The organism is Streptomyces sp. NPDC059917 (genome assembly GCF_042730635.1).
Lineage (GTDB): Bacteria > Actinomycetota > Actinomycetes > Streptomycetales > Streptomycetaceae > Streptomyces.
In genome coordinates this window covers 1-15,387 of record NZ_JBHWLC010000092.1, presented here as the reverse complement: position 1 = coordinate 15,387, position 15,387 = coordinate 1, and the positions used below count along the sequence as shown (strand labels likewise).

11 protein-coding genes are annotated in these 15,387 nt (G+C 72.0%); 4 read left to right on the top strand and 7 right to left on the bottom strand.

Features of this window, described 5'->3' with window-relative positions; all coding sequences use genetic code 11:
* Nucleotides 1–96 precede the first annotated feature (96 nt).
* Complete coding sequence (locus tag ACFWAR_RS34030; protein WP_385785806.1) at nucleotides 97–3,420, top strand: S8 family serine peptidase; 3,324 nt, start codon at nucleotides 97–99, stop codon at nucleotides 3,418–3,420.
* 104 nt (nucleotides 3,421–3,524) lie between these two features.
* Here ACFWAR_RS34030 and ACFWAR_RS34025 read toward each other — a convergent pair whose 3' ends face one another.
* On the bottom strand, nucleotides 3,525–5,006 hold the full coding sequence (locus ACFWAR_RS34025; protein WP_385785804.1) for a M28 family metallopeptidase: 1,482 nt from the start codon (nucleotides 5,004–5,006) through the stop codon (nucleotides 3,525–3,527).
* 266 nt (nucleotides 5,007–5,272) lie between these two features.
* Between ACFWAR_RS34025 and ACFWAR_RS34020 the strand changes: the two genes are divergently transcribed.
* Nucleotides 5,273–6,301 (top strand): aspartate-semialdehyde dehydrogenase, encoded by a 1,029-nt coding sequence (locus ACFWAR_RS34020; RefSeq protein ID WP_385785802.1) that lies wholly within the window; start codon nucleotides 5,273–5,275, stop codon nucleotides 6,299–6,301.
* A 164-nt stretch (nucleotides 6,302–6,465) separates the two neighbouring features.
* Nucleotides 6,466–9,054 carry an aminopeptidase N gene (gene pepN, locus ACFWAR_RS34015; protein WP_385785799.1) on the top strand — a complete coding sequence of 863 codons (2,589 nt, stop codon included), beginning with the start codon at nucleotides 6,466–6,468 and terminating at the stop codon, nucleotides 9,052–9,054.
* Nucleotides 9,055–9,480: 426 nt separating this feature from the next.
* On the opposite strand, the gene ACFWAR_RS34010 is transcribed toward pepN, so the two are convergent.
* The 4 genes from ACFWAR_RS34010 to ACFWAR_RS33995 all read right to left on the bottom strand — a co-directional run bounded on the left by ACFWAR_RS34010 (nucleotide 9,481) and on the right by ACFWAR_RS33995 (nucleotide 13,678).
* Nucleotides 9,481–10,377: a LysR substrate-binding domain-containing protein gene (locus ACFWAR_RS34010; RefSeq protein ID WP_385785796.1), complete on the bottom strand. Its 897-nt coding sequence runs from the start codon at nucleotides 10,375–10,377 to the stop codon at nucleotides 9,481–9,483.
* A gap of 10 nt (nucleotides 10,378–10,387) precedes the next feature.
* On the bottom strand, nucleotides 10,388–11,302 hold the full coding sequence (locus ACFWAR_RS34005; protein ID WP_385785794.1) for a DMT family transporter: 915 nt from the start codon (nucleotides 11,300–11,302) through the stop codon (nucleotides 10,388–10,390).
* A gap of 51 nt (nucleotides 11,303–11,353) precedes the next feature.
* On the bottom strand, nucleotides 11,354–12,301 hold the full coding sequence (locus ACFWAR_RS34000; protein ID WP_385785791.1) for an EamA family transporter: 948 nt from the start codon (nucleotides 12,299–12,301) through the stop codon (nucleotides 11,354–11,356).
* Nucleotides 12,302–12,382: 81 nt separating this feature from the next.
* Complete coding sequence (locus ACFWAR_RS33995) at nucleotides 12,383–13,678, bottom strand: MFS transporter (RefSeq protein ID WP_385785788.1); 1,296 nt, start codon at nucleotides 13,676–13,678, stop codon at nucleotides 12,383–12,385.
* Between the two features lie 105 nt (nucleotides 13,679–13,783).
* Here ACFWAR_RS33995 and ACFWAR_RS33990 point away from each other — a divergent pair, with 105 nt between their 5' ends.
* Nucleotides 13,784–14,272 carry a MarR family winged helix-turn-helix transcriptional regulator gene (locus tag ACFWAR_RS33990; protein WP_385785785.1) on the top strand — a complete coding sequence of 163 codons (489 nt, stop codon included), beginning with the start codon at nucleotides 13,784–13,786 and terminating at the stop codon, nucleotides 14,270–14,272.
* Between the two features lie 167 nt (nucleotides 14,273–14,439).
* Here the strand turns inward: ACFWAR_RS33990 and ACFWAR_RS33985 are convergent, their stop codons facing one another.
* Together ACFWAR_RS33985 and ACFWAR_RS33980 are read right to left on the bottom strand one after the other, a co-directional pair.
* Nucleotides 14,440–14,676, bottom strand: a complete 237-nt coding sequence (locus tag ACFWAR_RS33985; RefSeq protein ID WP_385785782.1) for a hypothetical protein — start codon at nucleotides 14,674–14,676, stop codon at nucleotides 14,440–14,442.
* Between the two features lie 20 nt (nucleotides 14,677–14,696).
* A partial coding sequence (locus ACFWAR_RS33980; RefSeq protein ID WP_385785780.1) for a 4-alpha-glucanotransferase occupies nucleotides 14,697–15,387 on the bottom strand: 691 nt, incomplete at its 5' end.

Below are 15,387 nucleotides of genomic sequence, written 5' to 3'. Positions count from 1 at the left end.
TGACAACCCTCCCCAAACAGCTGTCACTTGCGCCAAGCTGACCGGTCATCCGGCACCGAAATCCGGACCGTTTCTTTCACTTATCCAGGGATGCTGATGACCCTCGAATCCCCCGGCTCCATATCCGGCACGCGGCGCGTCGCTCGCGTCGCGGCCGCCGCGGGCCTGGTGGCCGCCCTCGCGGCCACCGGCGCGGTGCCCGTGTTCGCTGCGGGTGGCACCGTCGACCCGGCCGCTTCCGCCGCGGTCAAGTCCGCAGACCAGAAGCTCGGTTCCGCCGACGCCGAACTGCTCCAGCAGGCGCAGGCCAAGGGCGAGAAGACCGTCACCGTGATGGTGGCGACCGCCCCCGGCGAGACCAAGCAGGTGGCCCAGCAGCTGGACGCCGTACAGGGCGCCTCGGTGGGCCAGACGTACGACAAGCTCGGCTACGTGCGCGCCACGCTGCCGACCGACAAGGCGGACGCGGCCCTCAAGGCCGCCGCCAAGCTGTCGACCGTGCACGGCATCGACCTGCGTCACGAGATCTCGCTGCCGGACCCGCGTCCCGACGCCAAGCAGGAGAACGCGCCTGCGAAGAAGACGGCGTCGGAGACCTACCCCGGGCCCGACAAGAACACCCCCGCGAAGAACCCGTACAACCCGTCCTTCGAGACGGGCGCGGTCGACTTCGTGAAGCAGAACCCGCAGGCCGACGGCCGCGGCGTGACCATCGGCATCCTGGACTCCGGCGTCGACCTCGGTCACCCCGCGCTCCAGAAGACCACCACCGGCGAGCGCAAGATCGTCGACTGGGTGACGGCGACCGACCCGATCGCGGACAACGACGCGACCTGGCGCCCGCAGATCACCCCGGTGACCGCGACCGGCGGTTCCTTCACCGCGGGCGGCCAGAGCTGGAAGGCCCCCGAGGGCTCGTACCAGTGGAGCCGCTTCAGCGAGTCCATCACCGCCACCGGTGACATGAAGGGCGACGTCAACCGCGACGGCGACACCACCGACCGGTTCGGCATGCTGTACGACCCGGTGGCCGGCACCGTCCGCGTCGACACCGACCAGGACGGCGACTTCACCAACAACGAGCCGATGAAGCCGTACAAGGACGGCTACCAGATCGGCTACTTCGGCACCGACAACCCGGCGACCGACGTCGCCGAGCGGATCCCGTTCACCATCGAGATCCGCAAGGACGTCCCGATGGACCCGTACGGCGGGGACTGGGTCGGCAAGAAGGCCGACTTCGTCAACATCGGCATCATCGAGTCCGAGCACGGCACCCACGTCGCGGGCATCACCGCGGCGAACAGCCTGTTCGGCGGCAAGATGAACGGTGAGGCCCCCGGCGCGAAGATCGTCTCCTCGCGCGCCTGCTCCTGGACCGGCGGCTGCACCAACATCGCGCTGACCGAGGGCATGATCGACCTCGTCGTCAACCGCCACGTGGACATCGTCAACATGTCCATCGGCGGCCTGCCCGCGCTGAACGACGGCAACAACGCGCGGTCCGAGCTGTACACCCGCCTGATCGACACCTACGGCGTCCAGCTCGTCATCTCGGCGGGCAACGAGGGCCCGGGCGTCAACACCATCGGTGACCCCGGCCTCGCCGACAAGGTGCTCAGCGTCGGCGCCGCGGTCTCCAAGGAGACCTGGGCCGCCAACTACGGCTCCGGCGTGACCAAGAAGTACGCGCTCTTCCCGTTCTCCTCCCGCGGTCCGCGCGAGGACGGCGGCCTGACGCCGACCATCACCGCCCCCGGCGCCGCGATCAACACCACCCAGACCTGGCTGCCCGGCTCCCCGGTCAAGGAGGCCGGCTACACCCTGCCGGCCGGTTACTCGATGCTGCAGGGCACCTCGATGTCCTCGCCGCAGGCGGCGGGCGCCAGCGCCCTGCTGATCTCGGCCGCCAAGCAGAACCACATCGCGCTGACCCCGCAGAGCCTGCGCATCGCGCTCACCAGCACCGCGAAGAAGATCGACGGGGCCTCCGCGCACGAGCAGGGCGCCGGTCTGATCAACATCGGTGGCGCCTGGGAGTCCATCCAGCGCGGTCCGAAGGCCAATGACTTCGCCGTCAAGGCCCCGGTCGACACCGCGATCGACCAGTTCCTCAAGACCCCGGGCTTCGGCACCGGCCTCTACGACCGCGAGGGCGGCCTCAAGGTCGGCCAGAAGAAGGTCTACGACGTCGTCGTCACCCGCACCACCGGCGTCAAGTACGGCACCCGCCACGACCTGACCTGGCGCAACAACGACGGCACCTTCAAGGTGGTCGGCGGCTACGACTACGTCACCCTGCCGCTGAACAAGCCCGTCACGATCAAGGTCGAGGCCAACGCGAAGACGGCGGGCGCGCACAGCGGCATCCTGCAGCTGGACGACGCCACCACCGAGGGCATCGACAAGCAGATCATGACGACCGTCGTCACGGCGACCCCGCTGGCGAAGCCGTCCTTCGGCCTCTCGGACACCTCGTCCGTGCAGCGCAACAGCAACAAGTCGTACTTCGTCACCGTGCCGCAGGGCGCCAAGACCCTCGAGGTCGCGCTCGGTGGTCTCGCGGCGGGCAGCCAGACGCGCTTCATCTCGATCCACCCGTACGGCGTGGGCGTCGAGGACAGCGCGACGACGCAGTGCTACCCGAACTACGACAACCCGGCCAACACCTGCCGCCCCGACCTTCGTTCGTACCCCAACCCGACGCCCGGCGTCTGGGAGATCGAGGTCGAGGCGCGCCGCACGTCGCCGCTGCTCGACAACCCGTTCAAGCTGGACGTCAGCGTCCTGGGCGCGGGCTTCGACCCGGCGGTCAAGGTGCTCCCCGAGGTCAAGCAGGGCACCGCGGCGCCGGTCCAGTGGACCGTCAAGAACGACGGCGCGGCCATCACCGGCGGCAAGCTCCAGGGCGGCCAGCTCGGTTCCGCGAAGGTCGCCAAGCCGACCATCAAGGCCGGTGAGGTGCAGACCTCGACCGTCACCATCGGTGCGGGCGTCTCGCGTCTGGACATCGCCATCGGCGGCGTCTCCGACACCGCCGCGGACCTGGACCTCGAGGTCCAGCTCAACGGCGTCAAGGTCGGCTCCTCCGCCGACGGCGACTCCGAGGAGGCCGTGAGCCTGGCCAACCCGGCCGCCGGCACCTACACGATCATCGTCACCGGCTACGCGGTGCCGTCCGGCACCACCACGTACGACTACCGTGACGTGTTCTTCTCCTCCGCCCTGGGCTCCGTCCAGGTCGACGAGGCCGCCAAGGTGAACCTCGCCAACGGTGCCTCGACGAGCGTCTCGGCGAACGTCCTGGTCAACAGCGCGGCCCCCGAGGGCCGTCAGTTCTTCGGCCAGGTCCAGCTGCTCAACGGCCGCGGCACCGCCGCCGGCACCGGCAGCGTGCAGATCGAGAAGGTCCTCCCGTAACGGTCGACCCGATCACGGCATGACCGCATGACTGCATGACAGAGGGGCGGTGCTCGACGAGCACCGCCCCTCTCCCGTTCCCCCGTTCCCCCCTTCCCGGGCGGCTACTTGCCGATCGAGCTCAGGTCCTGGGCGTAGGTGCCCACCGCGTGCGCGATGACGTCCAGGTTGGTGTCGAAGGCCTTGAGGTCCAGGTTCTTCAGGGTGTCGCCGGCCCCGTGGTAGTTGGGGTCGTACGGGGCCCCCGCCGTGCCGCCGTACCGCTTGGCCTGCTCGGCGGTCTTGATGCCCTCGGCGCCGGTGAAGGTGCCGCCCGCCGGGATGCCGTTCGCGATGAAGGGGCCGTAGTCGGAGCGGCCGTCGAAGTCACTGCCCTCGTGCGGCTTCTTCTTCTTGTCGAGGAAGCCGTTGATCAGCGCCTCGATCTGCGCCGATCCGGCCGGACCGGCGCCCTCGCCGACCTTGTCCGAGTCGTCGCCGTCGTAGACGAACTGGACCGGGTTCGGCGAGGCGATCATGTCGAAGTTCAGGTAGAGCGCGATGTCCTTCTTCTGCTTCTCGGACAGCTGGGCCACGTAGTGCTCCGAGCCCAGCAGGCCCAGCTCCTCCGCCGACCACCAGGCGAAGCGGACCTTGTTCGCGGGTCCCTTGCCCTTCTTGTTGGCGCCCTCGTCGGCCAGCTTGAGGGCGACCTCCAGCAGACCGGCCGAGCCGGAGCCGTTGTCGTTGATGCCCGGGCCCTCGGGGACCGAGTCCAGGTGGGAGCCGAGCGCGACCACCTTGTCGGCGCGGCCCCCGCGGGTCTCGGCGATCACGTTGCGCGTGGTCTTCTTCACGTGCTCCTGGTCGAGGTCCAGCCGCACCGACACCTCGCCCTTGGCGGCGGCCGCGGTCAGCGCCTCCCCGTCGGCGAGGGTGATGCCCGCGCTCGGGATGACGCCCTCGGCGGGCGAGGAGAAGCCGCCGCGGACCGGGGTGGTCCCGCTGTGGTTGTAGACGATGACCCCGATCGCACCGGCCGCGGCGGCCGCCTTCTGCTTCTCCACGAAGGTGCAGCTGCCCCGCTTGACCAGGGCGATCTTCCCGGCGAAGGCCCCGGCGGGGTAGTCGGCCGCGTCGCAGCCGGGGGTCTCGTCGACCCGGGCGAGGGCCAGCGGGGCGACCAGGCCGCCCGCCGGGGTGGACTTGGTGAAGGTGAAGGCGGCGGTGGCCAGCTCGCGGGTGTCCGCGCCGAGGACGGTGGTCCGCTCCGTCCTGGTGTGCGCCTCGAAGATGTCGAAGTCCTGGTAGGAGACCTGGTACCCGGCCTTCTTCAGGGTGTCGTGGACGTAGGCGGCGGAGGCCGCGTGGCCCGGCGAGCCGGCGGCCCGGTTGCCGCCGTTGGCGTCGGCGATCTGCTGGAACTTCGCCAGGTGGCGGTAGGCCCCGCGGGCGGTGACCTCCTCGACCAGCTCCTTGGCGAGCTTCCCGTCGCGCGCGGGGGCGGCGGCGGCCGGGCTGGCGGTCAGCAGCAGCGGAGCGGCGACGGCGGCGGCCGCGAGGGCGGCGAGCGCCGGTATGGACCGGCGGTTGCGGTGGGCGCGCACGGGGGTTCCTCCCGGGTGGTGGGGCGATGGTTCGCCCTGCGGACGGACGTGTCCGCATATCGATCACGACAGACCGGACCGTAGCCACCCGGGAACCGACAAAACGGGTGTTCAGCGCCTGTGCAACACGGCCGCCACACACTCGTCACGGGGGTACACGATCCGGACACCGTCCGTTCCTCGGACAATGGATTGGACAAGGCTCGTGGGGTCGAACGCATGATGGCTCCACGCGCGCCCGCGTCGTACGTACAAGAGGAGTCACCGTGAGGGTCGGAATCGTCGGAGCCACCGGACAGGTCGGCGGAGTCATGCGCGGCATCCTCGCCGAGCGGAAGTTCCCGGTGGACGAGCTGCGGCTGTTCGCCTCGGCCCGCTCCGCGGGCACCGTCCTGGAGTGGGAGGGCCGGGAGATCACCATCGAGGACGCCTCCACGGCCGACTACTCCGGCCTGGACATCGTGCTCTTCTCGGCGGGCGGCGCCACCTCCCGCGCACTGGCCGAGAAGGTCGCCTCGCAGGGCGCCGTCGTGATCGACAACTCCTCCGCCTGGCGCGGTGACCCCGAGGTCCCCCTCGTCGTCTCCGAGGTCAACCCGCAGGCGATCAAGAACCGCCCCAAGGGCATCATCGCGAACCCGAACTGCACCACCATGGCCGCGATGCCGGTGCTGCGCCCCCTGCACGACGAGGCCGGCCTGACCGCGCTCGTCGCCACCACCTACCAGGCCGTCTCCGGCTCGGGCCTGGCGGGCGTCGCCGAGCTCAAGGGCCAGGCCTGCGCGGTCGCCGAGGCCGCCGACCAGCTGACCTTCGACGGCGGCGCCGTGGACTTCCCCGAGCCGGCCGTCTACAAGCGCCCGATCGCCTACAACGTCGTGCCGCTCGCGGGCAACCTGGTCGACGACGGCTCCTTCGAGACCGACGAGGAGCAGAAGCTCCGCAACGAGTCCCGCAAGATCCTGGACATCCCGGAGCTGAAGGTCTCCGGCACCTGCGTGCGCGTCCCCGTCTTCGCGGGCCACTCGCTCCAGGTCAACGCCCGGTTCGCCGCTCCGATCAGCGTCGAGCGCGCCTACGAGCTGCTGGGCGCCGCCCCGGGCGTCGAGCTGTCCGAGATCCCGACCCCGCTCCAGGCGGCGGGCAAGGACGCCTCGTACGTCGGCCGCATCCGCGTGGACGAGACCGTCGACAACGGCCTCGCGCTCTTCCTCTCGAACGACAACCTCCGCAAGGGCGCCGCGCTGAACGCGGTCCAGATCGCGGAGCTGGTGGCCGAGGAACTGCGCGGCTGACCCCGCACGCACACCCGAGGGGCGGCGCCGCACCGGCGCCGCCCCTCGGGCACGTCCGGGGCCGGTGACACACCCGGCGATTTCGCCCGTGGATTACTCCGACGCGGTGACGCGGCCCGCATGGAAGGATGGCCGGGCAACGTCACCATCGAAGGAGATGCCGCGTGCCTGGCACGAATCTGACCCGCGAAGAAGCCCAGCAGCGCGCGAAGCTGCTGACCATCGACTCGTACGAGATCGATCTCGACCTCAGCGGTGCGCAGGAGGGCGGCACCTTCCGGTCCGCGACCACCGTGCGCTTCGAGGCGTCCGAGGCGGGCGCGGAGTCCTTCATCGACCTGGTCGCGCCGTCCGTCCACGAGGTCGTGCTGAACGGCACCGCGCTGGACGCGTCCGCCGTGTTCCAGGATTCCAGGATCGCGCTCCCGGGCCTGCTGGCCGGCCGCAACGAGCTGCGCGTCGTCGCCGACTGCGCCTACACCAACACCGGTGAGGGCCTGCACCGCTTCGTCGACCCGGTCGACGAGCAGGCCTACCTGTACACCCAGTTCGAGGTGCCGGACGCCCGCCGCGTCTTCGCGAGCTTCGAGCAGCCCGACCTGAAGGCGACGTTCCGCTTCACCGTGACGGCCCCCGAGGGCTGGACCGTGATCTCGAACTCCCCGACGCCGGAGGCCGCCGACGTCAAGGACAACGTCTGGCGCTTCGAGCCGACCCCGCGGATCTCCACCTACATCACCGCGCTGATCGTCGGCCCGTACCACGCGGTCCACAGCAGCTACGAGGGCGCCGACGGCCAGTCCGTCCCGCTCGGCATCTACTGCCGCCCCTCGCTCGCCGAGTTCCTCGACGCGGACGCGATCTTCGACGTGACCCGGCAGGGCTTCACCTGGTTCCAGGAGAAGTTCGCCTACGACTACCCCTTCGCGAAGTACGACCAGCTCTTCGTGCCGGAGTTCAACGCGGGCGCGATGGAGAACGCGGGCGCGGTCACCATCCGCGACCAGTACGTCTTCCGCTCGAAGGTGACCGACGCGGCGTACGAGCTGCGCGCCGAGACCATCCTGCACGAGCTGGCGCACATGTGGTTCGGCGACCTGGTCACCATGGAGTGGTGGAACGACCTGTGGCTGAACGAGTCGTTCGCGACCTACACCTCGATCGCCTGCCAGGCCTACGCCGAGGACTCGAAGTGGCCGCACGCCTGGACGTCCTTCGCCAACTCCATGAAGACCTGGGCGTACCGGCAGGACCAGCTGCCCTCGACGCACCCGATCATGGCCGACATCCGTGACCTGGACGACGTGCTCGTCAACTTCGACGGGATCACCTACGCCAAGGGCGCCTCGGTCCTCAAGCAGCTCGTCGCCTACGTCGGCATGGAGCCGTTCTTCAAGGGCGTCCAGGCCTACTTCAAGGCCCACGCCTTCGGCAACACCCGCCTGTCCGACCTGCTCGGCGCGCTGGAGGAGACCTCCGGCCGCGACCTGACCACCTGGTCGAAGGCATGGCTGGAGACGGCCGGCATCAACATCCTGCGCCCGGCGATCGAGACCGACGCGAACGGCGTCATCACCTCCTTCGCCGTCCGCCAGGAGGCCCCGGCGCTGCCCGCCGGCGCCAAGGGCGAGCCGGTCCTGCGTCCGCACCGGATCGCGATCGGCTTCTACTCGATCGACCGGGAGAGCGGGCGGCTGCTGCGCGAGCGGCGCGTCGAGCTGGACGTGAGCGCCGCCGAGCTGACGGACGTACCGGAGCTGGTCGGTCTCCAGCGCCCCGACGTCGTCCTGCTCAACGACGACGACCTGTCCTACGCCAAGGTCCGCCTGGACGAGCTCTCGCTCGCCACGGTCACCGCGCACCTGGGCGACTTCCAGGAGTCGCTGCCGCGCGCCCTGTGCTGGGCCTCGGCCTGGGACATGACGCGCGACGGCGAACTGGCCGCGCGCGACTACCTCGCCCTCGTCCTGTCGGGCATCGGCAAGGAGTCGGACATCGGCGTGGTGCAGTCGCTGCACCGCCAGGTGAAGCTGGCCGTCGACCTGTACGCCGACCCGGCCTGGCGCGAGAGCGGCCTGGCGACCTGGACCGAGGCCACGCTGGAGCACCTGCGCGCGGCCCCGGCCGGCAGCGACCACCAGCTCGCCTGGGCCCGCGCCTTCGCGGCGACGGCCCGCACCGAGGGTCAGCTGACCTTCCTGGCGGCGCTGCTGGACGGCCACGCGGAGATCGGCGGCCTCGTGGTCGACACCGAGCTGCGCTGGGCGTTCCTGGAGCGGCTGGTCGCGACGGGCGTGCTCGGCGAGGCGGCCATCGCGGCGGAGCTGGAGCGGGACAAGACCGCGGCGGGCGAGCGCCACGCGGCGACCGCGCGCGCCGCGCGGCCGACCGCCGAGGCGAAGGCCGAGGCGTGGGCCGCGGTGGTGGAGTCCGGCGACCTGCCGAACGCCGTGCAGGAGGCCGTGATCGGCGGCTTCGTGCAGACCGACCAGCGCGAGCTGCTGGCGCCGTACGCGGAGAAGTACTTCGCGGCGGTCAAGGACGTGTGGGACTCCCGCAGCCACGAGATCGCGCAGCAGATCGCGGTGGGCCTGTACCCGGCGCTCCTCGTCTCCCAGGGGACGCTGGACGCGACGGACGCGTGGCTGTCGGCGGCCGAGCCGAACGCTGCGCTGCGCCGCCTGGTGTCGGAGTCCCGCTCCGGCGTCGAACGGGCCCTGCGCGCCCAGTCCGCCGACGCCGCCTCCGCCTGACCCGACCCCCTGCGCCTCAGGCGCCGGCGAGGCTGACCAGCCCCGCCGGCGCCTGAGCCACGGGCCCGACCAACGCCTCCGGCGGGCCCTCAAACGCCGGGCGGGCTGGACTTGGCCTGGGCCCGGACCTCACGCTCGCCGGGCGGGGTGGATTTCGCCGAGGCCCGGCCCTCGCGCTCGCCGAGCAGGCCGACCAATCCAGCCCCGCCGGCGTTTGAGGCGCGGGTCCGGGCGGAGCCCGGGACAGTCGGCCGAGGGCGCCCACCGGGCATTGCCTCCGGCGGGCCCTCAAACACCGGGCGGGCTGGACTTGGCCTGGGCCCGGACCTCACGCTCGCCGGGCGGGCTGAATTTGGCCGAGGCCCGGCCCTCGCGCTCGCCGAGCAGGCCGACCAATCCAGCCCCGCCGGCGTTTGAGGCGGTCGGTTACGGGGTCGCTTCGCGGAGGGCCGTCAGGACTCGGGCCACCGCGGGCGCGGCTTCGGCCCCCCGCCGCAGCGCGGCGATCACGTGCCGGGCGGGCCGATCGGCCTCCAACACCCGCACCGCGACCTCGTACCCCCGCCCCGCCACCGCCATCCGCGGAACCAGCGCCACCCCCATCCCCGCCTCCACCATGGCCAGGATCGCCGTCCACCCGGCGGCCGAGTGCGCCTGCTCCGGGACGAAGCCCGCCGCCTCGCACGCGGTGCGGGTGATCTCCGACCAGGGCCCGCTGCCCCCGAAGATCCACCGTTCCCCGGACAGGTCCGCGAGCCGCAGCCCCGCCGCCCCGGCCAGCCGGTGGTCCGCCGGGAGCGCCACGTCCAGCGGGTCCGCGAAGAGCGGGATCCGGGTGAACCGCGGGTCGCGGGCGGTCGGCGCGTGAGCCGCCAGGGACAGCGCCAGGTCCACCGACCCGGCGGAGAGCAGCTCGTACGCCTCCGCGGCCTCCGCCTCCCGCACCCGCACCTCGATCCCCGGATGGCTGCGCCGCAGCGCGGCCACGGCCGGGACCACGAGCGCCGGGACGGCGGTGGAGAAGGCCCCGACCCGGACCTCGCCCGCCTCCCCGGCCAGGTAACCGGCCAGTTCCGCGTCGGCCCGCTCCAGCTGGGCGAAGACCGCCTCGGTGTGCCGCAGGACCAGGTGCGCGGCGTCGGTGAGCCGGACCCGGCGCCCCTGCGCCTCCAGCAGTCCCACGCCGAGCTGTCTGGCGAGGTTGGTCAGCTGCTGCGAAACGGCCGAGGGCGTCATGTTCAGCGCCTCGGCCGTCGCGGTCACGGTCCCCCGTTCGGCGAGGGTCCGCAGGATCCGCAGCTTCTTGATGTCCCAGTCGTGCATGGGACCGAACCTACCGGCGGGCACCCAGGGTCACACCGCCCAGGATCAGCGCCATGCACAGCAGCTCGGTCGGGCCGGTCCGCTCGCCGATGAGGAGGAAGCCGAGGACGGTGACGCAGACCGGCTGGAGGTAGTAGACGACGCCCGCGCGGGCCGCGCCGATCAGCGAGACGGCCTTGTTCCAGGCGAAGAAGGCGACGGCGGAGGAGAAGACCCCGACGTAGAGCAGCGGGCCGACCGTGGCGGGCGCGACCTCGAAGCCGCCCTGCACGCGGACCGAGACGGCGTAGAGCGGGGCGAGCATCAGGGCGCCGAGGACGAAGGTGGTCAGCAGGAAGGCGGGGCCGCCGATCTCGGCGGGCTTGCGGCGCAGCAGGGCGCTGTAGGAGGCGAAGGACAGGGCGGCGGCGAACATCCACAGGTCGCCGGTGGCGAAGTCGAAGCCCAGCGAGCCGTGGCCGACGAGGAGCAGCACGCCGAAGGCGGCGAGCAGCATGCCGCCGGTGCGGCGCGGGCCCAGCTTCTCGCCGCCGAGGCGCGAGTAGACGGCCATGACGACCGGCGAGGCCGCCATGATCATGCCCATGGTGCCGGCGGGGGTGGTGAGCCCGGCCTGGTGCACCAGGGTGTTGTACATCGCTATGCCGAGCAGCGAGGCGAGCGCGATGTAACCGAAGTGGCGGCGGATCAGGGCCCGCTGCCGCCAGGCCTGCCGGGCGGCGAAGGGGGCGACGGCGAGGATCGCGATGATCCAGCGCCAGAAGACGGCCTGGACGGGCGGAACGGAGTCCGCCATGTCCCGGGTGGCGACGAAGCTGCCGGACCAGACGACCGTGGCGATCAGGGCGAGGAGCACGCCGAGCCCGGCGACGCCCTTCTTCCCGCTGCCCTGCTGTGCCTTCGAAGCGGTACGGACGCGGTCCATGACGGCCACTGTGTGTCTCCCCCTGGGGTCTGCTGCGACGGGTTCCGGTTGCTACCGTCGCACCTGCCCATTGACCAGGTCCATCGAAATGTTTCGATCGTTCTGTTCAGAAATCATGAACGGTTGGAGGGGGGTCCGGGTGCGCGTACGGCGGCTCGGCAGCTGGCCCACGAGCGTCGCCGCGAAGGCGATCGCCATCCCGGCCACCTGGACGGGCGAGAGCGCCTGGCCCAGCGCGGCCCAGCCGATGACGGCGGCGGTGAGCGGCGAGAGCGGGCCGAGCAGGGTCACGGAGGTCGCGGTGAGCCGGCCGATCCCGCGGAACCAGAGCCAGTACGCGATCCCGGTGTTGATCAGCATCATGTAGCCGTAGCCGAGGAAGGCCTTGCCGTCGAGGGCCGGCGGGGCCCCCTCGACCAGGGCGGCGACGGGCAGGAGCAGCAGCCCGCCCGCGGTCAGCTGCCAGCCCGTCAGGGCCAGCGGGCCCACGCCCTCGGGGCGGCCCCAGCGCTTGGTCATGACCGTTCCGGCCGCCATCGAGGCGGCGGAGCCGATGCCGGCCAGTACGCCGACCAGGTCGAGCGCGGCCCCGGCCTTGAGCACGACCATGCTGACCCCGAAGGCCCCCGCGATCGCGGCGAGCAGTGACTTCGTACCGGCCTTCTCGCCCAGCAGCAGCCCGGCGAGCCCGATGACCACGAGCGGGCCGAGCGAGCCGAGGACGGCGGCGACCCCGCCCGGCAGCCGGTAGGCGGCGAGGAACAGCAGCGGGAAGAAGGCACCGATGTTCAGGGCGCCCAGCACCGCGGACTTCCACCACCAGGCGCCCTTGGGCAGGATCCGGGCGACGGCTATGAGCATCAGCCCGGCGGGCAGGGCCCGCATCACCCCCGTGAACAGCGGCCGGTCGGGGGGCAGCAGCTCGGTGGCGACGGCGTAGGTGGAACCCCAGGAGATCGGGGCGAGGGCGGTCAGGGCGACGGTGGCGAGGCGCTTCATGGCGGTACTCCTCGAACGGGTTGCGGGATCCGGGATCTGGGGGGGGCGGGATGCGGGCGGCGGCCGACGGGCCGCGCGCGGTCAGGCGGCGACCGGCGCCGGGGCGGCGGCGGGGACCGGGGGCTCGGCGTGGACGGCCTCGTCCGGCAGGTGACGCTCCAGCCGGACCAGGGCCGCGGCGGCGCCGATCGCGGCGACGGCGAGCACGGTCCACGGAAGGCGGCCGTCGACGCTCAGCAGCACGGTGAAGAGGGACGGAGCCAGCGCGCCGGCGAGGGAGTAGGAGAGCTGGTAGGTGGCGAGGTAGCGGCCGCGCACCGCCTCGGGGGCCGCGGAGACCGACAGGGCGCCGCCGGAGGGGCTGTGGACCAGCTCGCCCACGGTGTAGACGACCACGATCGCCATGAGGGCGATCAGCAGGCCGGTCGAGCCGGGGCGCACGGTCCCGAGCACGATCTGGCCGACGAAGGCGGCGGCGAAGAGCAGCGACCCGAGGGCGGCGGAGCGGGTCCGACGGGCGCCGGAGCGCCGCACCCGGCTCGCGATCAGGACGCCCGCCCCGGCGCACAGCACTGTGTTGAGGGTGAAGGCGGCGCCGGTGAGCGAGTCGGGGCCGCGCAGCCAGGTGGCGATGTACAGCGGGAAGAGGACGGAGAGGGCCGAGTAGCCGAGGGCGGTCAGGAAGTTGGCGGCGGTCAGGCCGAGGAAGGGGCGGTCGCGCAGCACCGTCCGGTAGCCGACGGCCGGGCGCCCCGGCCCCGCGGACCGGTCGGCCGCCGCGTCCGCACCGCGCACCGGGCGGACCCGGCTGACGAGCAGTCCGGCCGCCGCGAAGGCGAGGGCGTTGGCCCAGGCGGTCCAGGAGAACCCGCCCGTGCCCCACAGGGCCAGTACGCCGGAGACGATCATCGCTCCGGCGCCCATACCGGCGTTCTGCAGGGCCCGCAGGGACGCCTGGAGGCGGTCCCGGGCACCGCCGCGCGCCACCTCGCCGATCAGCGACTGCTGGACGAGGGCGAAGGAGCGGTCGGCGAGGGCGGTGAACAGGGCGACGACCGCGAAGGCCGACAGCGAGGTCGCGAAGGGGTAGGCGAGGAAGCCGAGCGTCCGGATCCCGTAGAGGACCAGGACGACCGGCTTGGCACCGAACCGGTCGACGGCCGTGCCCGCGAGCGGCATCAGCGCCAGCCCCGCGAGGCCGGTGACGGTGAGCACCAGGCCGACGGCGGCGAAGGAGAGGCCGGTGACGTGCCGGAAGAAGACCAGCGTGAACGGTATGTACATGCCGATCCCGACCGCGTTGATCCCCGCCGCCACGAGCAGCTCCCGCTCCCCCGTCACCCGCTCCACCGCCGCCCGACGCCGCTTCGCCGACATGTCCGCTCCCCCAAGTAGGTTGTTAGAAAGTAGCTTACTCCTAAGCTACTTTCCGTCAAGCAACTTTCTTGCGATCTACCGAGGGGACTCGGGATACTTCGACGCATGAGCGAAAAGGACGCGGTCGACGCGATAGCCGCCCAGTGGAACGCGGTCCGCCCGGATCTGGACGTGACGCCCATGGCCGTCTTCGGCCGGATCTACCGGATCAGCAAGGCGATGGGCGACGCCATGGACCGGACCTACGGCCGCTACGGCATCTCCCGCGGGGAGTTCGACGTCGTCGCCACCCTGCGCCGGTCCGGCGAGCCCTACACCCTCTCGCCGCGCCAGCTCTCGGCCACACTCATGCTCACCACGGGCGGCATGACCGGGCGGCTGGACAAGCTGGAGAAGGCCGGGCTGCTGCGCCGCAGCCCCGATCCGCACGACCGGCGGGGGCTCCAGGTGACGGTCACCGAGCGCGGCCTCGCCCTCATCGACGAGGCGGTCGCCGCGGGTCTGGAGGTCCAGCGCGCGGGCCTCGAAGGCCTCGACGAGGAGGAGGTCACCGTCCTCACCGCCCTGCTGCGCAAACTGCTCGGCGGCCTCTGAACGCTCGGCCGACTCTGAACGCTCGGCCGCCTCCCGGGGCATGCCGAAAGGGCGCCGGAGGTCCACAGTGCCACCGGTACGTCACGCGTCATGCGTCACGTACCGGGCTGCGGACCTCCGGCGCCCCGGAAGCCGTGCGGGGTCCGACCCCTCGGGGTCGGCCCTCCTTACTGGTCCTGCGTCTTGCGCGACTTGTCGCCGACCATCACGAGGCCCGCGATGACCAGGAACAGCACGATCGGCGCGGCCACGAACAGGCCGAGGGTCTCGGCAATGCTCAGGCCCTTGCCCGGGTCGTCACCGTCGTCGCGGGTCAGCGCGAGCGCGGGAGACGTCATCAGCAGCATCATCAGCGTCGTTCCGGCCGTGACAGCGCCGGCGCGCAGAGCGTTCTTCTTGTCCACGGTGCAAACGTAGCGAACACCTAAACAGCGCGCGCGCCCGGGGGTGCCGTACGGGGGTGCGCGCCCTCCCGCACCGCGCTCAACAGGGCGTTCGCCCGGGGCGAGGCGGCGATCCGCTCCAGCGTCAGCGGCCGTCCGCTCCCGTCGGCCACCGGCAGCCGCCAATTGGGGTACTGGTCCCAGGTCCCCGGCAGGTTCTGCGGCCGCCGGTCGCCCACCGCGTCCGGCAGCCACACGCCGACCAGCCGGGCCGGGGTGCGCACCAGGAACCCGTACAGGGCCCGTACGGCGGCCTCCTCGCCCTTGGTGTCCAGACCGAGCCGGTCCAGCACCTCCAGCCACTCCCGCGTGTCCCCCGCGTCCTCGGCCCGTTCCAGCTCCGCCGGACGGGTCAGCAGGCCCAGCCGGTCGCGCAGTTCGACGTGAGCCCCCGCCAGTTTGGCGGCGGTGGGCGGCAGATCGTGGGTGGTGGCGGTGGCCAGGCAGTCCGCGCGCCAGTGCGCCGGGGCCAGCGGGGCGCCGCCGCCCGCCCAGTCGCGCTCGAACCACAGCACCGAGGTGCCGAGCACCCCGCGCCGGGCGAGGGCCTCGCGGACCCCCGGTGCCACGGTCCCGAGGTCCTCGCCGACGACCGGCGCCCCGGCCCGGTGGGCCTCCAGCACCAGGACCGCGAGCATGGCCTCGCCGTCGTACGAGACGTACGTGCCCTCC

Excerpts from the sequence above, each read along its gene's own strand:
- ACFWAR_RS34030 (WP_385785806.1), top strand. The coding sequence starts at position 97 with ATGACCCTCGAATCCCCCGGCTCCATATCCGGCACGCGGCGCGTCGCT.
- ACFWAR_RS34010 (WP_385785796.1), bottom strand. The coding sequence starts at position 10,377 with ATGCACGACTGGGACATCAAGAAGCTGCGGATCCTGCGGACCCTCGCC.
- ACFWAR_RS34005 (WP_385785794.1), bottom strand. The coding sequence starts at position 11,302 with ATGGACCGCGTCCGTACCGCTTCGAAGGCACAGCAGGGCAGCGGGAAG.
- ACFWAR_RS34000 (WP_385785791.1), bottom strand. The coding sequence starts at position 12,301 with ATGAAGCGCCTCGCCACCGTCGCCCTGACCGCCCTCGCCCCGATCTCC.
- ACFWAR_RS33995 (WP_385785788.1), bottom strand. The coding sequence starts at position 13,678 with ATGTCGGCGAAGCGGCGTCGGGCGGCGGTGGAGCGGGTGACGGGGGAG.
- ACFWAR_RS33990 (WP_385785785.1), top strand. The coding sequence starts at position 13,784 with ATGAGCGAAAAGGACGCGGTCGACGCGATAGCCGCCCAGTGGAACGCG.